The sequence below is a fragment of the Terriglobales bacterium genome, from assembly GCA_035561515.1.
In the GTDB taxonomy this organism is placed as follows: domain Bacteria; phylum Acidobacteriota; class Terriglobia; order Terriglobales; family Acidobacteriaceae; genus DATMXP01.
Window position 1 is genome coordinate 57806 of sequence record DATMXP010000047.1, and the last position, 20964, is coordinate 78769.

22 protein-coding genes are annotated in these 20964 nt (G+C 57.9%); 5 read left to right on the forward strand and 17 right to left on the reverse strand.

Annotated elements, in window-relative coordinates:
• Positions 1–9: 9 nt before the first annotated feature.
• The 5 genes from glp to queD form a co-directional block, all read right to left on the reverse strand.
• Positions 10–1215 (reverse strand): gephyrin-like molybdotransferase Glp, encoded by a 1206-nt coding sequence (gene glp, locus VN577_21395; GenBank protein HWR17400.1) that lies wholly within the window; start codon positions 1213–1215, stop codon positions 10–12.
• An 86-nt stretch (positions 1216–1301) separates the two neighbouring features.
• On the reverse strand, positions 1302–2405 hold the full coding sequence (locus VN577_21400) for a tetratricopeptide repeat protein (protein ID HWR17401.1): 1104 nt from the start codon (positions 2403–2405) through the stop codon (positions 1302–1304).
• Positions 2406–2472: 67 nt separating this feature from the next.
• Complete coding sequence (gene queC, locus VN577_21405; protein ID HWR17402.1) at positions 2473–3204, reverse strand: 7-cyano-7-deazaguanine synthase QueC; 732 nt, start codon at positions 3202–3204, stop codon at positions 2473–2475.
• The gene (locus tag VN577_21410; protein HWR17403.1) at positions 3201–3884 is read right to left on the reverse strand and encodes a radical SAM protein; all 684 of its coding nucleotides are present in this window, start codon (positions 3882–3884) and stop codon (positions 3201–3203) included. Before VN577_21410 ends, queC begins: the two co-directional genes overlap by 4 nt.
• A 129-nt stretch (positions 3885–4013) precedes the next feature.
• Positions 4014–4391 carry a 6-carboxytetrahydropterin synthase QueD gene (gene queD, locus VN577_21415; protein ID HWR17404.1) on the reverse strand — a complete coding sequence of 126 codons (378 nt, stop codon included), beginning with the start codon at positions 4389–4391 and terminating at the stop codon, positions 4014–4016.
• Positions 4392–4647: 256 nt separating this feature from the next.
• Between queD and VN577_21420 the strand changes: the two genes are divergently transcribed.
• On the forward strand, positions 4648–5835 hold the full coding sequence (locus VN577_21420) for a glycoside hydrolase family 27 protein (protein HWR17405.1): 1188 nt from the start codon (positions 4648–4650) through the stop codon (positions 5833–5835).
• Positions 5836–5853: 18 nt separating this feature from the next.
• On the opposite strand, the gene VN577_21425 is transcribed toward VN577_21420, so the two are convergent.
• The 4 genes from VN577_21425 to VN577_21440 all read right to left on the reverse strand — a co-directional run bounded on the left by VN577_21425 (position 5854) and on the right by VN577_21440 (position 10255).
• The gene (locus tag VN577_21425; GenBank protein HWR17406.1) at positions 5854–7530 is read right to left on the reverse strand and encodes a VWA domain-containing protein; all 1677 of its coding nucleotides are present in this window, start codon (positions 7528–7530) and stop codon (positions 5854–5856) included.
• Between the two features lie 204 nt (positions 7531–7734).
• Positions 7735–8319: a ribosome recycling factor gene (gene frr, locus VN577_21430; GenBank protein ID HWR17407.1), complete on the reverse strand. Its 585-nt coding sequence runs from the start codon at positions 8317–8319 to the stop codon at positions 7735–7737.
• Positions 8320–8390: 71 nt separating this feature from the next.
• Positions 8391–9086 (reverse strand): haloacid dehalogenase type II, encoded by a 696-nt coding sequence (locus VN577_21435; protein HWR17408.1) that lies wholly within the window; start codon positions 9084–9086, stop codon positions 8391–8393.
• Between the two features lie 2 nt (positions 9087–9088).
• Positions 9089–10255: a M20 family metallopeptidase gene (locus VN577_21440; protein HWR17409.1), complete on the reverse strand. Its 1167-nt coding sequence runs from the start codon at positions 10253–10255 to the stop codon at positions 9089–9091.
• 75 nt (positions 10256–10330) lie between these two features.
• Here VN577_21440 and fabZ point away from each other — a divergent pair, with 75 nt between their 5' ends.
• Positions 10331–10846, forward strand: coding sequence for a 3-hydroxyacyl-ACP dehydratase FabZ (gene fabZ, locus VN577_21445; GenBank protein HWR17410.1), 516 nt, complete (start codon positions 10331–10333; stop codon positions 10844–10846).
• 1 nt (position 10847) lies between these two features.
• The gene (gene lpxA, locus VN577_21450) at positions 10848–11621 is read left to right on the forward strand and encodes an acyl-ACP--UDP-N-acetylglucosamine O-acyltransferase (GenBank protein HWR17411.1); all 774 of its coding nucleotides are present in this window, start codon (positions 10848–10850) and stop codon (positions 11619–11621) included.
• On the opposite strand, the gene VN577_21455 is transcribed toward lpxA, so the two are convergent.
• From VN577_21455 to VN577_21480, 6 genes are all read right to left on the reverse strand, one after another.
• On the reverse strand, positions 11622–12335 hold the full coding sequence (locus VN577_21455) for a GAF domain-containing protein (GenBank protein ID HWR17412.1): 714 nt from the start codon (positions 12333–12335) through the stop codon (positions 11622–11624).
• Positions 12336–12383: 48 nt separating this feature from the next.
• Positions 12384–12782 carry a hypothetical protein gene (locus VN577_21460; protein HWR17413.1) on the reverse strand — a complete coding sequence of 133 codons (399 nt, stop codon included), beginning with the start codon at positions 12780–12782 and terminating at the stop codon, positions 12384–12386.
• Positions 12783–13136: 354 nt separating this feature from the next.
• Entirely contained in the window at positions 13137–13979 is an 843-nt protein-coding gene (gene lpxI / locus VN577_21465; GenBank protein ID HWR17414.1) for a UDP-2,3-diacylglucosamine diphosphatase LpxI, read from the reverse strand.
• A gap of 29 nt (positions 13980–14008) precedes the next feature.
• The gene (locus VN577_21470) at positions 14009–15031 is read right to left on the reverse strand and encodes a GlxA family transcriptional regulator (protein ID HWR17415.1); all 1023 of its coding nucleotides are present in this window, start codon (positions 15029–15031) and stop codon (positions 14009–14011) included.
• Positions 14938–15543: an isochorismatase family protein gene (locus tag VN577_21475; GenBank protein HWR17416.1), complete on the reverse strand. Its 606-nt coding sequence runs from the start codon at positions 15541–15543 to the stop codon at positions 14938–14940. The genes VN577_21470 and VN577_21475 overlap by 94 nt, the downstream gene beginning before the upstream one ends.
• 105 nt (positions 15544–15648) lie before the next feature.
• Positions 15649–17202: an FAD-dependent thymidylate synthase gene (locus VN577_21480; GenBank protein ID HWR17417.1), complete on the reverse strand. Its 1554-nt coding sequence runs from the start codon at positions 17200–17202 to the stop codon at positions 15649–15651.
• Positions 17203–17376: 174 nt separating this feature from the next.
• On the opposite strand from VN577_21480, the gene VN577_21485 reads away from it, so the two are divergent.
• The gene (locus tag VN577_21485; protein HWR17418.1) at positions 17377–18219 is read left to right on the forward strand and encodes a hypothetical protein; all 843 of its coding nucleotides are present in this window, start codon (positions 17377–17379) and stop codon (positions 18217–18219) included.
• 33 nt (positions 18220–18252) lie between these two features.
• Here VN577_21485 and VN577_21490 read toward each other — a convergent pair whose 3' ends face one another.
• Positions 18253–19269, reverse strand: coding sequence for an OB-fold nucleic acid binding domain-containing protein (locus VN577_21490; protein HWR17419.1), 1017 nt, complete (start codon positions 19267–19269; stop codon positions 18253–18255).
• A gap of 140 nt (positions 19270–19409) precedes the next feature.
• On the opposite strand from VN577_21490, the gene VN577_21495 reads away from it, so the two are divergent.
• Entirely contained in the window at positions 19410–20237 is an 828-nt protein-coding gene (locus VN577_21495; GenBank protein ID HWR17420.1) for an FKBP-type peptidyl-prolyl cis-trans isomerase, read from the forward strand.
• Here VN577_21495 and cysE read toward each other — a convergent pair whose 3' ends face one another.
• Positions 20238–20930: a serine O-acetyltransferase gene (gene cysE / locus VN577_21500; GenBank protein ID HWR17421.1), complete on the reverse strand. Its 693-nt coding sequence runs from the start codon at positions 20928–20930 to the stop codon at positions 20238–20240.
• Positions 20931–20964 lie beyond the last annotated feature (34 nt).

Genomic DNA, 20964 nt, shown 5'->3' on the forward strand with positions numbered 1-20964 from the left:
TTCAAACGACTACGTGACCAGCACGTTCAACATTTCACCCGCTGCGATGAATTCCCGGTCCGGCGGAATAACCGCGAAACAGTTTGCCCGCGATGTCGCCACGATATCACCCGACCCCTGCCAGCGGACCAACTGCACCAAGGTTCCATCGAAGTCGCCCGATAGCTCAGCAGGAAGAAAACGCGTGAGCCCTGTTTTCGTCTTGATGTCGGCCTTCAACCTCGCCTGCAAGAATCGCAACGGCGCTCCCGCCGTGCCCGATAGCGCCTCGATCATCGCGCGCGCGAACAGCTCGAATGTCACCATCGTTGACACAGGGTTTCCCGGCAGACCGAAGAAGTACTTGTCGCGCACCCGGCCGAACACGACTGGCTTGCCCGGCTGGATCTGCGCCCCGGTGAACAGGAACTCCGCCCCCAATTCTCGCAACACAAGCTCCACCAGGTCATACTTGCCCATCGACACACCGCCGGTAATCAGCAGCAGGTCTGCGTTGAGCCCTTCTTCGATGAGTTCGCGCAGCCGGACGTGCTCATCTGGCGCAATCGGCATCGGAACGGGGATCGCTCCGGCTTTCAGGACCTGCGCCGCCAATGAATAGGTGTTGGAATTTCGGATCTGGTGTGCCGCCGGGGTCGCGTCCACGTTCACGATCTCATCTCCGGTCGAGAGGATCGCCACCTGCGGACGCCTGTAGACTTCTACTTGCGCGAGTCCCACCGAAGCCGCCGCCGCAATCGCCGCCGGCGTCATTCGGGTTCCGGCACGCAGCAATTCCTGCCCTGCTCTGGCTTCCGACCCGCGCGGCACGATGTTTTCGCCCAAGCCCACGCTGCGCTGGATCTCCACATCGGCATGCATACGGAAGGTGTATTCCACCATCACCACAGCGTCGGCACCCTGCGGTACGGGCGCCCCGGTCATGATTTCAACGCACTGGTTCTCGCCGACAGTGATTTCGCTTGCATCTGCGCCTGCCCTGACCTCGCCGATGACAGTCAGTCTTGATGGCACATTTGCAACGTCGGCTGCTCTGAGGGCGAAGCCATCGCGCGCGGCGCGCGGAAACGGGGGCAGGTCCCGATCTGCGATTACGGCCTGGGCCAGCACCCGTGCGGCCGCGTCGAGCAGATTGCAGAGCTCAGATCCATTGGCGTGCACCGTGCCAGCGTGTTCTTCCACAACGCGGCGCGCCTGTTCGAAAGTTAGAAGCACAGCAGGATTCTATAACCTGCGTCGCCCCTCGCATGACGGCAAAAGAAAACCCCCGGACGCATCCGGGGGCTTTGCTTTCGGGCGAACTACTTTTTCTTGCCGGCAGCCTTACTTTTACCGAAGCTGGTTTCGACTTTCGCTCCCAGCGCGGTCAGCATGGCCTTGGCCTGCTCTGCCATCTGTCCTTCGGGTTCGAGTTCCAGGTACTTGTTGAACGCTTCCTCGGTACCTGCGGCCGGAATCATCTTTCCGTCCTTGCCCAAGGTAGCCATGTTGATACCGTTAGCACCCTTCCAGTACCAGGCGGCAGCGCGCTTCGGATCAGCCTGCAGCGCCTTATCGAACGCCGCATTCGCTTCCTTGAACTTGTTAGTGTTCGTCAGGACGGCGCCTTCATTGAAGTAATAGGTGCCTGCGTGAGTCGGATCAGCCTGCGCGGCCTGCTCGTATGCCTTGATGGCTTCGTCTGTCTGTCCGGACTTCGCATAGGCTTCGCCGAGGTTGTTGTAAGCGCCGCCGACGATGTCAGGTTTCGGATTTCCAGCCGACGCCAGTTCGATTGCTTTCTTGTAGCTCTCGACTGCGGTTCCGTAGGCGGTCTTCTTTTCTGTCGGATCGGTCTTCTTGCCGGCCGCCAGACGCTGCGCGTCAGCCAGCTTGAACCAGATCAGGTCGCGGGTCGCGTCCTGCTGCGTCGCTTCCGTCAGGATCGCCACCGCCTGGTCGAAGTTACCGGCATCCTGGGCAGCCTTCGCCGCGGCCAGTTTCTCGTTCAGGCCGCGAATCTTCACGTTCTCTTTTTCCTGCGCTTCGATGGCCTTCTTCTGCTCCTCGCTCATCTGCGGCTGGCCTTGAGCCGCCAGTTCCTTCTGGATGTCGATTTCCAGGCGGGCCTCTTCAAAGCGAACCAGGAAGTTGCCGGCGGTGTAGATAACCTGGCCGTTATGGGTGACTTTGATGTCGTATTTGCCGGGCTGAATGCCGAGCGAGAAGATGTTGCCGTTCTTGTCTGCCGTTAGCTTGTAATTACGGCCGGTCTCTTTGCTGGACATCTCCACGACTGCGCCGGGAAGGGGCTTTCCGTCGCTGCCCTTCACGAATCCCTTAACGCTGCCCCCCTGTGCGAATGCAGCAGGTACCAGCAGCGCGAGTAAAAATGCCGCTACTACCAAGATACTGAGTTTCTTCATTGAAAAGCCTCCCGGCTTCCTGCCGATTAAAACCAAAATTTCACACGCAAGTTGCGTGTTTCAGACATTACGAGTGCGTAATATTTCCATTCGCTGCGCGTTCCGCATAGGGAATCGGGTCCTTCGCTCCCGCCGCTGCAAACGCCTGGAGCCTTAACACACAGCTTTCACAGACGCCACAGGCGCGGTCTTCGCAGCTATAGCATGACCACGTTAAATCCAACGGAGCGCCCAATTCAAGGCCAAGTGTCACAATCTCGGCCTTCCGAAGCCCAATCAACGGTGTAAGTACTTCGATGCGCCCATCTTTGGTTCCAGTTTGTATCGCCTGGTTGTAGGCGCGGTAAAACTCCGGCCGGCAGTCCGGATACCCGGAGCTATCCTGCTCGACGGCCCCAATCAGTATCTTTTCCGCTCCCAGCACCTCTGCCCAGCTCACGGCCGCAGCCAGAAAATGAGCATTCCGGAACGGAACATAAGTGACCGGAATCTCCACCCCGCGCTGGTCCGGAGCGCTGCCATGAAAGGAGGCAGGGGCGTCCGGGACTGAAATATTGGTGTCCGTCAGGGCCGATCCGCCGATTGCGGCGAACACCGGGTTACGTACGATGAGGCGATCCTTAATCCCCAACCGGTCGCATATGCCCTCAAAGGAGCGTCGCTCGCGTGCTTCGGTACGCTGGCCGTAGTCAACGTGCAGTGCGGCGGCGCGGTAATCGCGCGCGGCAATCGCGGCGCATACACAGGAATCCATGCCGCCACTGAGCAGAACCACTGCGCGTTGATTGGACTTGGTCATACGCCTTTCGTCGCCGGATCCCAGATGAACTTGTGAATTTGCAGCCCGAGCCTGACGTTTAGCCCATCTCGAACGATCCACTCCGCCAGTTCACTAGGCTCGATGAGGCAGTGCGAAGTGTCCCGCAGGCCGGTTGCGCCCTTTTCGAAAGCGGGGGAAAAGATCACTCCACCGGTTTTGGTTTCAAGGTCATGTTGGCGCGTGAAATCGCGCGCGAACTCATAATCGCGCAGGCTCGAAACCACGAACTTCACCTCGTCATTTCGGGTCAGGGCCGAGAGGTTCTCTATGCGGAAGGTATCGCCTGCGCCGGAGTCGGGGCACTTCACGTCGACGATTTTGTGTACCTGCTTCGGAACGTTCACGAGGGGACGCTCGCCGCTGGTTTCGATCAGAATCTGGTATCCAAGATCGAGAAGTTGCTGCATCAGCGGCACCAGTTCGCGTTCCTGCAACATCGGCTCACCGCCGGTGATCTCAACCAATCCGCTCGTCGACAGCTTCTGCACTTCGGCAATGATTTCCGCTCCATCCATCTTCTTACCGCCGGAGAAGGTGTACTCGCTGTCGCACCAGGAGCATCGCAGATTGCACCCAGCGAGCCGCACGAACGTACACGGCATGCCGGCAAAACTGCTCTCACCCTGGATGGATCGGTAAATTTCGATGATGCTAAGCATTGTGAATCGGACAATCGGATAAAAGGTAATCGTGTAATCGCCTCGCTAGAAGCCCGTGATCATCCTCATTTTTGGAAGTTCACATTTTTTAGATTCCCCGATTACACTTTCCCCGATTCTCATTCTCATCTACTCGAAGTAGGTGGCTGCCGTTGTGTCCGTCTCCCACATCTTGACCTGCTTCACGCGGACACGTCCGCTGGTTCGGTCTTGCAGCAGCACGTTCATCTCGTCGTAGAAGTACTTGGCCATATTTTCGGCCGACGGATTTAGCTCGGTGAATGGCGCAATATCATTGATGAACTTGTGGTCGAGCCGGTCGATCACTTCATTCATGGCCGTTTTCAGGTCTTTGAAATCGAAGAGCAGCCCGATGTTGTCGAGCCTCTCGCCATGAAGGGTGATCTGGACCTTGTAGTTATGACCGTGCGGGTTCTCGCACTTCCCGCGATATCCGCGAAGTGCGTGCCCGGCGGCGAAAGTATCTTCTACGCTGACTTCAAACATTCGTTTCCTTACTGTGTATGCATGAAACCCGCTCTACAGGCGGTTTCCGAGGATGTTGGCTAATCTTCTATTGTAAATGATGCCGAGCATTGCTGCCCGGAGTCAATTTCGCTCCGGGTGGGCGAAACTCGCGGTGATCAGGGCGGTCCACCGCACCTGAAACGGGCCCTGCCCCTATATAACCAGCGTTAGCGCGTCCAGCATGATGATCGAATCGCACGCCTTCTCCTGCACTTTGAGCTATGATTCTGCCCGCATGAAGCTCACTGCCATAATTCTCCTGGTTGTTTCTTCCTTCTGCGCTTTTGCCCAACCTGCTCCAACCGGCCAGGGTGTCGCCCTTACCCCGCCCATGGGCTGGAACAGTTGGAACAAGTTCGGCTGCAACGTCAGTGCCGATCTGATCAAGGAGATGGCCGATGCAATCGTCTCCTCGGGCATGAAAGACGCCGGGTATGAGTATGTTGTGATCGACGACTGTTGGCAGGTCTCACGAGACGCGAACGGAAACATTCAGGCCGATCCCAAACACTTTCCGCAGGGAATCAAGGCTGTCGCCGACTACATCCATTCGAAGGGTTTGAAGTTCGGCATTTACTCCGACGCAGGCACCCTCACTTGCCAGAAGCGCCCCGGCAGCCGTGGCTACGAATTCCAGGACGCCCGCCAGTACGCCGCATGGGGCGTGGACTATCTCAAGTTCGACTGGTGCAGCACCAGCACGCAGGACGCGCCGTCATCGTACGCCCTGATGCGATCCGCCCTCGATGCCGCAGGGCGTCCCATCGTCTTCAGCATCTGCGAGTGGGGTACCTCGAAGCCGTGGCTCTGGGCCGGGAAAGTCGGGAATCTCTGGCGTACCACGGGAGACATTCAGGATCGCTGGGAAGGCAAACAGAAGTGGTCCGACGGAAGTTGCTGCAGCTACGGTGTGCTCGACATTCTCGACCTACAGAACGGCTTGGAAACTTACGCCGGCCCAGGTCACTGGAATGACCCGGACATGCTGGAGGTGGGCAACGGTGGCATGACGCCCACGGAGTACCGTTCGCACTTCAGCCTCTGGGCGATGCTGGCCGCGCCGCTCATGGCGGGCAACGACATCCGGACGATGACGCCGGAGATCCGCGAGATCCTGACGAACAAAGAAGTGATCGCAGTCGACCAGGACCGCCTGGGAAGGCAGGGGCGGCGCGTAGCGAAAGAAGGCGACCTCGAGATCTGGGCCCGTCCGCTCGCTGACGGCAGCCGAGCGGTCATCCTGTTCAACCGCGGCAAGGAGACTCGGGAGGTTACGGCTCGCTGGGAAGATCTCGGCTATCCGGCACACCTCAACGCAACGGTCCGCGATCTGTGGCAGCACAAGGACCTCGGCAGCTTCAGCGGGAAATTCGCGGCCAGCGTCCCATCGCACGGATTGGTGATGGTGACCGTGAAGCCCTGAGCCGGCAGTTTGCCGAAATCAGTTAACCTGGATCTGCGTCGTGACGCTGCCAATCTTGCCCGTGACAGTGTCCCGGGCAACGCACTTCAACTCGTAGGTGCCGGGAGGCAGTTCCAGTTGCAGTTTGTGCTGGAATCCCGACTTCTGAAGTAGAGCTGCGGTTTCCGGCTTCAGATTTCCGCGCACATTCTGCAAAAGAGTCGCCACGGCTTTGCCCTTGGAGTCGAACGCTGCGGCGGAAAATTCCATCGCACTGAGGTTTGCCTGGTTGTAGTCCACCGAAAACGATGACGGCGGCAGGCTGATGACTACCGGAAGTACCCGCTTGCTGCCTTTCGCAACCGTGTCCCCGAGCTTAACGTCCACGTTGAGGTCCGTGTAATCGAGAGGCGATGAGTAGACTTTCGCCAGTTCCTGCTTTTTGCCTCCTTGAAAATCTCCGCTGCTGTCGTAGTTTTTTCGGTACCGCAGGTCCACCTTGGGAACACTGACCTTGACTGAGAGTTTGCGCATCCCCGTGTTGCGGTCTTCTTTCGGAAGATAGAAACCGAGTAGATAGTAGTTCTCCGAGTCGTCCACCGCATGCTGCATGCAGTTCGCGATGTCGTTCTGGTTGATGCACTCACTGCCACCGGTAGCCGTCGCGAATGCGCGGTATGTGTCCTGGTGATACTTCCTCGGGTCGAAAACTACGTCCTCCGACTTGCTTCCCCCTTCCGTTCGCGGATCGTTTTTGCTCATCACCAGGCCCATGGACGTGAACTTGATCGCCGGGTCGTTTGCCATGCCAATGATGTCGATGGGATATACGGAGATATTGGCGGAAGCCAGCCCACGCCACGCTTGTTCAAGCCGAGTCCGGTCTTCGTACTCGAAGTTCTCGTATGAAACCATTGTGTCTGCCCTAATCGGCGAGCGCGACAACGGCAGCTCAAATCCGCCCGTGACCCACAGCAGGGCCTTCCGCCCCGGCACACCGGTGTAAGCGCGTGCAATCACCTCAAATGCCGCTGAAGTGATGTTGATCGACTCTCTTTGCTTGAGTGATTCGTATCCCTTATTCACCTTGTCGGCAACAATTTGGTCCAGCGCCTGCACTTCGCTGAATAATCCGCCAGTTTCACCCAGGCTCTCCGACTGGGCAAACGGTCCAACATCGGCGTTGCTCAACTCACTTTTCGCCTGTTTGACGGATCTCGCCAGCACCTCCATGTTTGTCGAGAATCCGTGGATCTGCCGCAATCCATTTCTCGAGAGCACCATCAGAGAAGTGGGCTCTGTGTTGCTCACATGATCTTTGAGGTACCGAATCACCGCATTGCGCGCACGCAATTGCTCAAGCCTCGGCGTGTTCAGCACGTCGAGAACGATGATTGTCACTCGTCTGGCGCTCTTCTGGTCCAGAACATAATTCCCGAATTCACGGTCATTGCGGAGCGCATTAGTAGTCGAGACTTCGGGCTTCACCTCTTCGAAGACTTTCAACGAGCGGCTCTTGTTGTTGTCCAGCAGTTCGAACTGGTTTGCCGTCAAACCCGGAACATGTCCTCCGTTGCCATCATGTACAACCACCGGGACCAGCACTAGTTCCGTGCGGCTGGAGAAGGTCGCCACCGGCTCCTGCGCGGACAGAATCGGCAGGGCGTTGAAGGCCAACCAAAGGCTCAACACAAGAAGGACTCGAACAAGCCTCATGCGCCCTCCATTCCAATGAAACCGCCGGTCAGGCAATTGGGCGCACACATTGTGCCACGATTAGCCGGGCCCCGATCACGCCTTGGTTACTCTTCCGCAATCCCAAAACGAAACTCGGCCCCAGTCTCCCCGTCAGGCAATAACCCCGCCCAAAAGAAAAAGCCCCGGTTATGTTGCCGGGGCCATTCGAATTCCATCCTTGAGCTAGACGCTCATCACTTCCTTCTCTTTCGTCTTGCTCATCTCTTCCATTCTCTTGATCTCGTCATCCGTGAGCTTCTGCAACTCATCGAGCGCACGACGCTCTTCGTCTTCGGTGATCTTCTTGTCCTTCATTGCCTTCTTGATCAGGTCGTTACCGTCGCGGCGGACATTGCGGATCGCCGTCCGGTGCTCTTCGAGCACTTTGTGCAGGTGCTTCACCATGTCCTTGCGGCGCTCTTCCGTCAGCGCCGGAACAGGAACGCGGATCAACTTGCCGTCGTTCATCGGGTTCAGGCCCAGATCGCCGGCCCGGATCGCCTTCTCGATCGCCGAGAGCTGCGAAACATCCCAGGGCTGGACGGTGATCATCTGCGGCTCCGGAGCGCTCACGTTCGCCAACTGGTTGAGCGGCGTCATGGTGCCGTAATAGTCCACCTGGACTCCGTCGAGCATATGGACCGATGCCCGTCCGGTGCGCACCGACGCCATCTCTTTGCGGAAGTCCTCCACCGCCTTTTCCATCCGCGTCTTCACTTGTCCGAATGTATCTTTGAGAGCGGGGACGGCCGCCATCGTTTGTGCCATGCTGGTCTCCCGTATAAAGCAGTATTGAAACGTTGAATTATAAACCTTGGTTTGGATTCCCGCCGGAACGCCTAAACCCCTGCAGCATCAGCGAGTTCCTTCAGGCTGGTCACGGTCAGATCGGGCGTTTCCTGCGCCGGGCGCGTCGCACCTCCGCCCGCCTTGCCGGCCCTCCGGTTCACCCAGACGGTCGAAAAGCCCAGAGCCTTCGCCGGAACGATGTCGTGATAAATGCTCTGCGCGCAGTGGAGCACCTTCTCCTTCGGCAAGCCGATACGCTCCAACGCCCGCTCGAAGTTGTTATGCGACGGCTTATAGCTCCGCACCTGTTCTGCGGTGATGACGAAATCGAACGGCACCTGCAGTGTCTTCGCGGTCTCGGCAAAAAGGTCGTCATCGGTGTTCGAGACAATCGCCAACTTGTATCGCGACTTCAGCCGCTTTAGCGCCTCCACGGTGTCTGGAAACGACGGCCAGCTTTTCATCGAGTTCGGCAGAGTGTCGATCTCACCTTCGTACAGCGGAAACGAAAGCCGCGCACCCAACTTCTGCGCCACTCTTTGCAGCACGTGACGATACGTCATGTAGTCGCCTGCCTGAATTTGCGACTCCATGGTGCCGTAGAGTTCCAACAGCTTCTCGTCGCCCATCTCTCGATGATGATTCGCCAGCAGAGGCTTCAGTGCCGCCAGGATGCCGCTCTCCCAATCGATGAGTGTCCCGTAGCAGTCGAAGGTGAGGCATGCGAATTTTGAGAAGTCGAGCATCGTCAAACCTCTTCTATCAGCCGCGCCAGCAACGCCGTTCTGGGAACGATCTGCTCCACCAGCACCGATTCGTTTACTGCATGCGCGCCTTCGCCCGGAGCGCCCAGTCCGTCGAGCGTCGGTATCTCCAGCGCCGCGGTGAAGTTTCCGTCCGACCCGCCACCGACAGCGGCCTCATCCAAACTTAGGCCCAGTTCCGCCCCGGCTTTCTTCGCAATCCCAAACAGCCGCGCAACTGCCTCCGTGCGCTCCAACGGCGGACGATTCAGCCCACCTTCCACCATGATCTTGCAGCGCCGGTCCACGGCGATCAATCCACGGATCTTCTTCTCGATCTCAGACGCCTGCGCGAGTTTCGTGATCCGCACATCGATGTTCGCCGACGCCTCTGCGGCAATCACATTATTCCGCGTGCCTCCGCGAATCACACCCGGATTCACCGTGATCCCTTGCTCCACATCGGGGAACTCCGCCACTTTCAGCAATTGTCGAGACAGCTCCAGAATGGCGCTCGCGCCTTTCTCGAAATCGAGTCCCGCATGCGAAGCGACGCCGATTACGGTGACGATGAACGCCCCCACGCCCTTGCGGGCGGTCTTCAGCGCGCCATGCAATCCGAACGACGGCTCCAGCACCAGCACTGCCGCGCAGTCTTTCGCCACGCGCTCGGTGATCCGGCGCGACGACCCGCTCCCCACCTCTTCATCCGTTACCAGCAACACCGTGACGGGGCGCGGCAAGTGCCCTCGCACAGCTCGCAGCGCCTCCACGGCAAAGAGCATCTGCGCGATTCCGGTCTTCATGTCGAGCACGCCCGGACCCCACAGCCGTCCCTTTTCTTCGCGCCAAGGCATGGTCTTCAGCGTCCCGACATCCCAAACCGTGTCGAAGTGCCCGAGCAGCAGAACTCTTTCGCCTTCGCCCGGGAAGTCGGCCTGCAGGTGGTCGCCGTATTTCACTGCCGGATGCATGGTGACCGTTGCTCCGGCGGCGCGAAACCTTTCCGCCAGCCATGCACCCAGTGCGTCCACCGCCTGTTTGTCGGAACTCGGCGATTCGCGCTTCACCATTTCTCGAATCGTGCCGACAATCTCGCGCTCCCGCTGTTGGAGCCATGCTACAAGCGGCGAAGCTGCAATGCGTGCATCTTCTGAAGGTTGGGAACTCATGCGAATTCGTTATAATGCGCGTTTACACATGTTGCTGTAAACCCACAAGCATTACGCCCGATTGAATGAGACTTTATGAGTGATTCCGTACAGAGCGTGCCAGAGAGCACCGCGGCCAGCCAGAACGTGTTGGACATCAACCAGATTCAGCAGATCCTCCCGCATCGCTATCCGTTTCTGTTGATCGACCGCGTCGTTGAAATCCAGCCCAAGCAGCGCATTGTCGCTATTAAGAATGTCACCATCAATGAACCGTTCTTCCAGGGACACTTTCCGGGATTCCCCATCATGCCCGGCGTCCTGATGGTCGAGGCCATGGCGCAGGCCGGCGGCGCCCTGCTGCTTACGGAAGTCCCCGACCGTGACAACATGCTGATGGTCTTCGCCGGAATCGAGAAAGCTCGCTTCCGGAAACCTGTCACGCCCGGCGACCAGTTGCGGATCGTCGTTGAGGTCCTTGCCTGGCGCACGATCGCCGTCCGCATGGAAGGCAAAGTCTACGTTGGTGACAAGCTCGCGGCGGAAGCTGTCATCACCTGCCGGCTCGTCCCTCGCGGCAAAGCTGAAACTGGTGGCGAGGCGCAGGAATAACATGTCCACTCACCCGACTGCGACCGTTGATCCATCCGCGAAGGTTCCGGCTTCCTGCAAGATCGGCCCTTACTGCACGATTGGCCCCAACGTTGAACTCGGCGACAACTGCGAACTCGTGTCGCATGTATCCATCCACGGGCCAACGAAGATCGGCAGCAACAACCGCTTCTTCCCGTTCTGTGCGATCGGCGGCGAGCCGCAGGACATCAGCTACAAAGGCGAGCCCACCCGTCTTGAGATCGGCGACAGCAACGTCATCCGCGAATTCGTCACCATAAATCGCGGGACGATGAAGGGCGGAGCTCTCACCCGGATCGGCAGCTACACGCTGATCATGGCCTACTCGCATATCGGACACGACTGCATCATCGGCGACCACGCGATGCTGGTGAATGCCGCTACGCTTGCTGGTCATGTTGAAGTCGGAGACTGGGCCGTGGTTGGAGCCTTGAACGCCGTCCATCAGTTCGTTCGTATCGGAGCCCATGCCTACATTGGCGGAGGCACAATCGTCACCCAGGACGTGCTCCCGTTCTCGCTCACCAGTTCGAAGCGCGACGTGCAGGCATTCGGCATCAACAAAATCGGATTGCAGCGCCGCGGATTCAGCGAGGAGCGCATCAGCAAACTTCAGCAGGCTTATCGCACGCTGCTGAAGTCGCGCCTGAACACATCGCAGGCCGTCGAGAAGATCAAGTCGGAAGAGCTTTCGGAAGACGTTCAGTACCTGGTGGACTTCGTCTCCAAAAGCGAGCGCGGCATCATTAAGTAGCTACTTCGTTTTGCGCAGTTCATCGGACAGCAGGATCGCCTTGCTGATCTCCGCCATTGTCTTTCGTCGCTGGCGAGCCTGCTTCTGGATCATCGAATACGCTTCGTCTTCGGCAATTCCCAGATCTCGCTGCAATATTCCTTTGGCGCGATCGAGCACCTTGCGCGTCTCCAGCTTCGTGGTCAGGCTTAATACCTCTTCTTCCAGTCGCGCCACCTCAATCGCCGCTCCTACCAGGTGGCCTACGGTCGAAATAATCTTCACCTCACGCGCCTGAAAATCGTAGCGGTCCCGATGCTGCACGTTGACGACGCCCACCACGCGCCCGCGGGAAAGAATCGGCATGGATAGAAACGCTTCGAATCGGTCTTCCGGCAATTCGTTCACGAAGTAATATCGCGGATCGGCAAACGCCCGTTCGCTCAGCACCACGGCTTCGGCGCGTTCCGCCACCCAACCGGTGATTCCTTCGCCAATACGCAGCTTGAACGTATTCACCACCGCCGGATGCGCGTTTTTCGATGCCCGCAGAACCAGCGACTCGCCTTCCTTCACGTACACGAAGCAGGAATCACACTGCACCAGTTCGGAGATGAATTCGACAATTTGATCGAGGACTTCATGGATCGGATCGGCGGCTGCGATCCTTGTGCTTACCGCATGCAGGAAATTCAGTTCCGGTCCGGAATCGAGAATGTTGTTATTTGCGCTCATAAGCTCATTGAAAAAGAGGGCGGAGGGTTACTCCGCCCGAGGCTGCATTTAGTCACCCTTGGTCTGCGTTACCGCAGATGCACTGGCAACTTGGTGGTTTTTCACCTTCGGAAAGTACAGTGTTGTTTCCGAACCTGAAAAGCAGACGGAATCCAGGCTCCATCCGGTGTTTGACGAGGAGACCGTGACCTTCGAGTGTTCGCAGCTTTCGTATCCGCGAGTGGTCGGAACCACCATCACCGTTCGGCTTCCGTCCAGATTCGTAATCGCGGTTACGTTCGAGACGCTCGACAGAACTCTCAGACGGTATTCGCCCGAAGTCAAAAGCGAGTTGCCGAAGTAGGTGTCGCGGTTCAGCTTGAATGTCACCGATTTCTCTTCTGCCACGGCAAGGCCGCTGGCAATCATCAACAGCAGTGCTAACGTCAGTTTCTTCGCGAGTGTCATCCTGTCCTCCAATCAGACATGTTGTGATCGTCGGAACAGATTCGAACCGGCGATCTTGCCCTTCGCTCTCCTTCCGGGGAACTCGAGTCATTCGTCATTGAATGACTGGTGAGTCCGGCAGGAGTGGAAGTCTCAAAGGCGCTCCGAATCGGGTGCGCCAACAGCAGATCGTCATGGACTGAATAGCGAGTGTGCGGCAGGGAACACTTGCTGCATTCAAGCTAGGCAATTTTGGAGTTCAGGGGAAATAGGAAATCAGAATGCTGGTAATCCGAATTATGTATGTTCCTGCAGGAAGTTGCTGCATCGACGCGGAAAAGCCAGCAAAAACGCGGTTTCTCGATTGCGGAGAAACTAGCTCGCGAGGATTGCTACGCCGTGGGTGTTGGCACTTTCGATTACTTTTTCACCATCTATTAACAAACAGCGACCCGCATCCAGTGCCAGACATGTCGCTCCGGCAGCATGCATCATCTCGATCGTCTTAACGCCGACGACAGGAACGTCGAACCGCATATCCTGGTTCGGCTTCGCCACCTTTACCACCACAAGGTCGCGCGCCAGAGTTGAAGGATCGCCTTCATGCTTAAGCGACGCCATTAACTTGCCCGATCGTTCGATGCATTCGTCAGTGCCTTCCATGGCCTCGACTGCAACGCATGCCGCTCCGGCAACGACCACCGTTTGTCCGAGATCGAACTGCGCCACGTGCCGTGCAACATCTCGGCCGTACTCGATGTCCTTGAGTTCCTGCTCATTGGGCGAACGCTTCGTCAGTACACCCGTTTTTGCGAGGAGAGGTTCCAGCAGCGCCGTCGAACTCATCAGCGTGATCCCTTCATCGGCCAGCACCTTTGCCACGGCGCCGATCAGCGAATCCGTGTTTCGCGTTCCGAGCGAGAGCAGCAGCTTCGCCAGTCGCCAGTCCGGACGAATACTTGAGAAGATCTGCTTGTGCTTGACCTGGCCGGCCATCACGGCTTGCGAAACGCCTTCCCGCTTGAACGTATCGATGAGCTTCGAGAGTTCGCCCAGCGACATCCAATGCACCGCCGCAGCGCCTTCGCGTTCAATCTCCGGAAACGTCTCTTCCTTAATGGCCGCCACCACCACTTCCATCCCTCGTGCTTTCGCTGCGTTCAGCACGAGAAAAGGAAAGCGTCCATTGCCGGCGATGAGTCCGAGACGTTGTGCCATGCGCGAATAGTGTAAACGACCGGGTTGTGTCAGGCGCGCAGGGTTTTCGCGCGTTGCCGCGACGGTGAGACCCCGAAGTGCTGCTTCCACACGCGCCGCAGGTGGCGGTCGCTGTCGAACCCGCAGCGCTCCGCAATGGCTTCGAGATTCAAACGCGGGTCGTTCATCATCGTTCGCGCCAGTTCCAGTCGCACCTTGGTTCGAAACTCCGCGATGGAAAGTCCGGTAGCTTCGCGGAATACGCGCGTCAGGTTACGAGAACTCATTCGCGCCATGCGTGCAAGTTGAACCAGGGAAGCCTTCTTCGCGGCATTCGCTGAGATCCAGTCCTGCACATCATGGACCCCGGAGTTCAGGTGCGTGCGGTAATCAAGGAATACGCTCTCCTGCTTCTGATGTCCGTCGCGGCGCATGTAGACGACCATCTCGCGCGCCACCCGCGAAGTCACCAGCGGGCCATAGTGCTGTTCAATAAGCGCCAAGGTCATGTCGATGCCGGAGGCGATCCCTGCGCTCGACGTAATGTTGCCACTCGTAACGAACAGGCGGTCTGAGAGCACGTGCGCTTGCGGATATCGTTCCTGCAACTCGCGAACCCGTTTCCAGTGGGTGGTGCATTCGCGACCGTCGAGCAGCCCGGCCTGTCCCAGCACGAAAGTGCCCGTGCAGACCGAGCAGACTTGCGCGCCGGCGTCGAACGCCGTGCGAATCCAGCGGGTGAGCGAGGAAGGAGCTTTTGTGTCGCGCAGCACGTAACCGGGCACCAGGACGTAATCGTCGGGTCTTGGCTCAGGCAGTGGGAGTAGTCCGCTCATCGCCAAGCCCTGTGCGGTCGGCACCGATTCACTGGTCCCGCACGACAGAATCTCGTAAGACGCGCCACAGGCATTCGCTTCATGGAATGCCTGCAGCGGGCCCGCGATGTCGAGGATCTCGCATCCGGGAAAGAGCGCGAAGATTATCCGGCGTGGGCGAACCGTTGAACTCCCTTCAGTTCCTTCTCCAGTTGTGCGACCGTCTTGATGGTAGCGAAGCGGCCACGCAGCGCGTATTCGGTGCGCTCCACGACTTCATCCGTACCGAGTTCTTCCGCCGGGTTGTCGAGGTTGGCAATCGGGAAAGTCAACGTCGCTTCGGTCACGAAATCCACCGCATAGCCCAGATCGCCCGCCACGCGTGCCGTCGTCTCGCAGCACTGCTCTGTCTGGATGCCGATGATCGCCAGCCGTCGCACACCTAGCTTCAGCAACAGCGAACTCAGGTCGGTGCTCGTGAAGGCATTACGCGTGCCCTTCTCGATAATCGGCTCCTCGGGACGATTCTTGATGAAGTCCATCAGTTTCTTGTTAGGGTTGTCGCGCTCAAAACCCGGATCATCGTCCCAGTGCAGGAAATAAATGACCGGCAAACCGGCTTCGCGATAGAGGTCGATCATCTTCGTGACGTTCTTTTCGAAGCCGGGATTGTTGCGGCGGGGCCAACGGGGAAGGACCTTGAACGAGTCCTGCACATCAATGACAAGCAAAGCAGATTGTTCGATCGGGACCTGGTTTGAGTTCAGCATCGGTAATTCCTCCTGTCATCCTACGGACAGCAGGATAGGTTCCTGGCTCACTCGGAACGAGCCACATTCCGGCCAATGACCGGACATTTTGGGCCAACCCGTATTTTACCGTTTGAGCAGGTCCACCGGCTCGCTGATGTCTTTCACCCGGAACATTCCGGCCAGCGCCGGATAGCGTTTTGCGACCGCCTCATACATCGCGTAAGACACCCGGCGATAAGAGATATGGCCTTCCGGCTTCGTTCTCAGCTCCGAGATATAAACCACTTCGGCGAAGTCCATCTTGAAGAGCGTGCGCTTTCGATACGCCAGCGGAATCACGTACTCCGCCGGTTCCGTTCCTGCGTACTTGCGCGAAGCCGCGGCCGCACGCTGCATCGCATCGTCGTAGGTTCTCTGCGCGCCCGCCGCAATCACCTCTTCCGGAGTGTCGTATCCGTGTGCGGTCGTGAAGCCCTGTCCGATCTGCGTGCAGCGGCGGTGCCTGTGCATGTCGCGGAACCCGCCAATGTCCTGAAGGATGTCGAACCGGAACTTCTGTCCCACGCAGAACGCTCGAAGCAGTTCGTCATGGCGTCCGCGATGCGCCGTTCCCAGCGCCACGATCTCGTCACGCCTGGCCGCGCTCAACGACTCCACGGTCGTCCGAAGCTGCCGGTAAGAATAATGACAGTGCTCATAAAGCAGCGTGGTTGCCAGTTCGATTTCGAGCGGCTCATCTTCCAGCAGATCCACGAGCGGCGCCTTCTCGATCGCCGCATTCTTCATCAACTCCGCTGCCGCCTGCCGTAGTGCTTGCCGCGTTTCCATCTGGTATGAATTCGGTTCGGCATACTTCACCAGGGTCGGCGACACCCTCACATCCCGCAGCAAGACCCCGCGCGCCTTGTCGGCGAACTCCTGGTCCTTGGCGCCCTCAATCAACGACCGTACCCGTGCATCATTTACATTCCACGCCGGGCCCTTCGCGGCGTTCTTCAGCAGGTCGCCCAGATGCCGGATCTCCTGATGCTCATCCGACAGCAGCCGCGACACCTGGTTCTCCAGCGTGCGCGCATTCACGATCTGGCCGAGTGACGTATTCGTCGCCAACGGCAGCAGGTAACGCGACACGTCAAAAGCCCTTGCCCGCAAAGTCCGGTCGTACGCTTCCTGCTTCATGTCCTCCGGACGCGGCGTAATCGAACAGAGATAGCGGAACACGTCTTCCGACACCAACTCATACGCCGCGAATAGGGCGTCGATCTCCGCACGATACTGGTGCAGGGCATCCAGGTCTTCGCCGAAATTTGGAACGTAATAGCTGGCTTTCTTGTAGTCCTGATAGCGCGTCGAGCGCTCCTGCCCGTCCCAGCGCTGCTCATCGACGAGCGCAATGGCTGCCAACAGCGAGAGCTTCTCGATCGCCATGGCGACGTGAGCGAGGTCGGCGATCGACCGATGGCCATATTGGAAGTAGAAAGTATTAAGGAATTTTTCCGCTTTTTGCTCGTTCAGTTCCTTAAGCGACTCCTTCATCGAGAGCGCCGAGCGTGAATACTTTGCCATGGCATACGCCAGCACTTCCGGGTCAGCGCCATGCACGGCAAATACTTCGATTTCAGGAGAATGCGACGGTGTTTCAGACATAGTCTCGGGGGCGACCTTTGGGTGGGACATTGGGTCGAATCCTAATCGTGAATCCAACCGTGGCGCAATCAAGCATTTCGTCCCGGCGAAGCATTTTGTGGAAAACAACTATTGAAACTTTCAACAGCGGCGGCCATCAGAATGTCAGTAGTAACTTGTGACACTAGCCATGCTTTGCCATAATGATTGGATTCTTGTTAGTTCATGAACGTTTATAAGCCAATCTCCTTTATATTGGCTGCCTTCATAGCATTAGGTTCTGCACAGCTCGTTGCTAACGACGCTTCGCCAGTGCTATTGGCTGACGGAAATACGTCCGCCTCGTCGATACCGCAGCTTAACCTTCCCATCCCTCGCGCCCGCATGTCGTGGGAACTCGCCCTCGATACCTATGAGCAGAACAGCTTGCGTCAGGCGAGGGAACTCGGCGACTACACGGACGAAACCACCATCGAGGCCGAGCTTCCGCAGAGCGCCCAGAAAGGCCGCTTCCGGCTGAAGCGCATGTTCTCGGCGCCAAAGTCACTGGCCTTCAAGACCATCGATTTCGTCGGCGACAATTTCGTAAAGACCAACGTCATCGCCCGCCTGCTCCAGTCGGAAGTCGACCACGTCCAAAAGGGCGATAACTCCGACACGGCGATCACGTCCGCCAATTACAAGTTCAGCTATAAGGGGGAAGACGTCATCGACGGTCAATCCGTCCACGCCTTCCAGATCAAGCCTCGCAAGAAGCGTATTGGCTTGTTCAAGGGAAAGGTTTATCTCGACGTCTACACCGGACGCCTGCTTCGCGCCGAAGGCCGCGTTGTGAAGTCACCGTCGTTCTTCGTGAAGAAGATCGACTTCGTCCAGGACTATTCCCAGGTCGGCGACTTTAACCTGGTCTCCCGGATTCATTCGGTGGCACAGGCACGCATCATCGGACGCACCATCGTGGATATCACGCACAGCGACTTCCAACTGAAGCCGCTTGCCCAACATCAGGCGAGCACCGAAAGTCGCCCGCGCACTTCGGCCAGCCTCGATACGCAGGGCTACCGCTAGCCATCCGCTAACCGCACAGCGTCGAACCGCTTCTTACTGCACCTGGTTCGTCGCTGCTGCCGCCGCGGCGGGTTCTGCTTCTTTCTTTTTTAGGAACTTCTTCACGTTCAGCAGCGGACGCCCCAGCGACGAGTTATAACCGGTCCACGCATCGTCGTTCTCCGCTTCACGCTCGAACTGCGCCCGCATGCTTTCCATCTTCGAATCAAGATCGTCCAGGTAATGCAGCATCAGCGCTTCGGGAAACATCGGCAGTTTCGGCGATCCGAACTCATACTGCCCGTGATGGCTGATGATCATGTGCTCCACCAGGATCTTCAGCTCTTCGCTGAACCCCGGCACCAGCGCGATCTTCTTATGCAGCATCTCCAGTTCGATGATCATGTGCCCGAGCAACTGGCCCGACGTCGTGTACGAAATCGAGCGCGCGTACGACAACTCATGCAGCTTGCCGATGTCATGCAGGAAAGCTCCCGTCAGCAGCAGGTCGCGGTCGATTGTCGGATAGTTGCGGCACACCAGGTCGCATGACCGGAACAGCGACACCACGTGATCCAGCAAGCCGCCGACGAATGCATGGTGCAGCGTCTTCGCCGCCGGAGCGCACTTGTACCGCGACTCGATCTCCGGATCATTCATGAACGCCCGCAGCAATGCCTTGAGCTGTTCGTTCTGGAAGGTGTCCACGAACTCCCGCACCGTCTGCCACAACTGCTCGACATCTTTTTCCGTTTTCGGAAGGTAATCCGAGAAGTCCACCTCGTGCTCTTCGCATTTCCGCACTTTATGGACCGTCAACTGGTAACGGTTGTTGTACTTGTTGAGCAGGCCCTTCACCTTGATGAAGTCATCCTGGTCGAAGGCGTCCAGCGCATCCTGCACGTTGTCCCAAATTTTGGCTTCGATTTGCCCGGTGCGATCCGCCAGCGTGAGGGCGATATATAAGTCCCCCGACTTCTTCGGCTTGATCTGCTTTCCGGCGACCACAAACGTCGTCGTGATGGTCTGGTTTTCGTACTGGGCTGCGTCGCGGATGTAAAAGTCCTTCATAAAGATTGCCTCGGATACCGAGTCGCAATGTTAGCAGGTGATTCCGACCCCGTCACAGCAGGCGTTGCACTTAGCATTTCCCCGGTTTGCTGGAGTCATTGCCATGTGCATCTCTTCCGGTTACCATCGTTCGAACATCCATGAAGAACTTACTCGCAGTCATTTGCCTCCTTGGCCTTGGACTTTCCGCCGTGGCCCAAACTTCACCGGCTCCTAAGAAACCTGCTTCCACGGCAAAGAAGCCCGCCGCCGCATCCACCGCGAAAAAGCCGGCTGCTCCCGGTTCTGCCGCGCCTGCGCTGACCACGCAGAAGCAGAAGGCCAGCTACGCCATGGGCATTACGCTTGGCTCCAATCTCAAGCGCCAGGAGGTCGACGTAGACGTCGAAGCTCTCACTGCCGGTTTCAGGGATGTTCTTTACGGCAAGCCGCCGAGAATCAGCGATGCCGAAGCCCAGGCCGCCCTTGATCAGCTTTCGCAGGAAATGCGAGCCCACATGGTGGAGCGGGTCAAGGCGATGAGCGAAAAGAACCAGAAGGAAGGCGAAGCGTTTCTCGCCGCCAACAAGACGAAAGAAGGTGTCGTTACCCTTCCCAGCGGACTGCAATATAAGGTCCTGACCCCCGGCACCGGTCCTAAGCCGACCGCCAATGACACCGTCGTCTGCAACTACAAGGGCACATTGCTCAACGGAACCGAGTTCGACAGCTCTTACAAACGCGGCGAACCGACCAGTTTCCCCGTCAGCGGCGTCATCAAGGGCTGGACCGAAGCTCTGCAACTCATGCCCGTCGGCTCCAAGTGGCAGCTGTTTATTCCCGGCAATCTCGCTTACGGCGAGCGTGGGCAGGCCCCCACCATCGAGCCGAACTCAACCTTAGTTTTTGAAGTGGAGCTGCTCTCAATTAAGCCGAAGGAAGAAAAACCGGCGGCAACACCTGCCCCGAATCCGGCGGAGAAGAAGTAGCTAAATCTGGTAATCCATTTCGATAGCTTCTTGCAGTGTATCGGGGGAACCGTCATGAACGGTTCCCTCAATCTTTTCTACGCGATGTTTCAGTTCGCGCACCTGTAACGCAACGGCCGCCAGTGCCTGCGAAAGCGGATCGTTGATCTGTTTCGGATCGGTGATGATCACGCGCTTGCCATTCCGCAGCACGATATGTCCGGGTACACCGACAATGGTCGAGTCGGCCGGTACGCTGCGCAGGACCACCGAACCCGCGCCGATTCGGCAGTTGTCTCCCACCGTGATATTGCCCAACACTTTTGCGCCCGCCCCGATGACAACTCCATTGCCGATGGTCGGGTGACGCTTGCCTTGCTCTTTGCCGGTTCCACCCAGCGTTACGCCCTGGTAAAGCGTGACTTCATCGCCGATGATCGTCGTTTCCCCGACCACCACGCCCATGCCATGATCGATGAAGAAGCGCCTGCCGATCTTCGCCGCCGGATGGATCTCGATTCCCGTTGCCCAACGCGCGGCCTGCGAAAACATGCGCGCCAGCAGTCTTATCCCACGGTGCCAGAGCCAGTGGTTGATCCGGTAGGCCCAGAGCGCGTGCAGCCCCGAGTAACAGATCACGACCTCGATCGCAGACTTCGCGGCCGGATCGTTTTCTCGTACCCAGGAAATGTCATCCCGCATGGATGCAAACATGCTCACGCTCTCTTTCAGAAAATTGGCTCAGAAA

What these genes read in the sequence shown, in the direction of transcription:
- VN577_21400 (HWR17401.1), bottom strand. Translation starts at nt 2,405, where the DNA reads ATGAAGAAACTCAGTATCTTGGTAGTAGCGGCATTTTTACTCGCGCTG.
- queC (HWR17402.1), bottom strand. Translation starts at nt 3,204, where the DNA reads ATGACCAAGTCCAATCAACGCGCAGTGGTTCTGCTCAGTGGCGGCATG.
- VN577_21410 (HWR17403.1), bottom strand. Translation starts at nt 3,884, where the DNA reads ATGCTTAGCATCATCGAAATTTACCGATCCATCCAGGGTGAGAGCAGT.
- queD (HWR17404.1), bottom strand. Translation starts at nt 4,391, where the DNA reads ATGTTTGAAGTCAGCGTAGAAGATACTTTCGCCGCCGGGCACGCACTT.
- VN577_21420 (HWR17405.1), top strand. Translation starts at nt 4,648, where the DNA reads ATGAAGCTCACTGCCATAATTCTCCTGGTTGTTTCTTCCTTCTGCGCT.
- VN577_21425 (HWR17406.1), bottom strand. Translation starts at nt 7,530, where the DNA reads ATGAGGCTTGTTCGAGTCCTTCTTGTGTTGAGCCTTTGGTTGGCCTTC.
- frr (HWR17407.1), bottom strand. Translation starts at nt 8,319, where the DNA reads ATGGCACAAACGATGGCGGCCGTCCCCGCTCTCAAAGATACATTCGGA.
- VN577_21435 (HWR17408.1), bottom strand. Translation starts at nt 9,086, where the DNA reads ATGCTCGACTTCTCAAAATTCGCATGCCTCACCTTCGACTGCTACGGG.
- VN577_21440 (HWR17409.1), bottom strand. Translation starts at nt 10,255, where the DNA reads ATGAGTTCCCAACCTTCAGAAGATGCACGCATTGCAGCTTCGCCGCTT.
- fabZ (HWR17410.1), top strand. Translation starts at nt 10,331, where the DNA reads ATGAGTGATTCCGTACAGAGCGTGCCAGAGAGCACCGCGGCCAGCCAG.
- lpxA (HWR17411.1), top strand. Translation starts at nt 10,848, where the DNA reads ATGTCCACTCACCCGACTGCGACCGTTGATCCATCCGCGAAGGTTCCG.
- VN577_21455 (HWR17412.1), bottom strand. Translation starts at nt 12,335, where the DNA reads ATGAGCGCAAATAACAACATTCTCGATTCCGGACCGGAACTGAATTTC.
- VN577_21460 (HWR17413.1), bottom strand. Translation starts at nt 12,782, where the DNA reads ATGACACTCGCGAAGAAACTGACGTTAGCACTGCTGTTGATGATTGCC.
- lpxI (HWR17414.1), bottom strand. Translation starts at nt 13,979, where the DNA reads ATGGCACAACGTCTCGGACTCATCGCCGGCAATGGACGCTTTCCTTTT.
- VN577_21475 (HWR17416.1), bottom strand. Translation starts at nt 15,543, where the DNA reads ATGCTGAACTCAAACCAGGTCCCGATCGAACAATCTGCTTTGCTTGTC.
- VN577_21480 (HWR17417.1), bottom strand. Translation starts at nt 17,202, where the DNA reads ATGTCCCACCCAAAGGTCGCCCCCGAGACTATGTCTGAAACACCGTCG.
- VN577_21485 (HWR17418.1), top strand. Translation starts at nt 17,377, where the DNA reads ATGAACGTTTATAAGCCAATCTCCTTTATATTGGCTGCCTTCATAGCA.
- VN577_21490 (HWR17419.1), bottom strand. Translation starts at nt 19,269, where the DNA reads ATGAAGGACTTTTACATCCGCGACGCAGCCCAGTACGAAAACCAGACC.
- VN577_21495 (HWR17420.1), top strand. Translation starts at nt 19,410, where the DNA reads ATGAAGAACTTACTCGCAGTCATTTGCCTCCTTGGCCTTGGACTTTCC.
- cysE (HWR17421.1), bottom strand. Translation starts at nt 20,930, where the DNA reads ATGTTTGCATCCATGCGGGATGACATTTCCTGGGTACGAGAAAACGAT.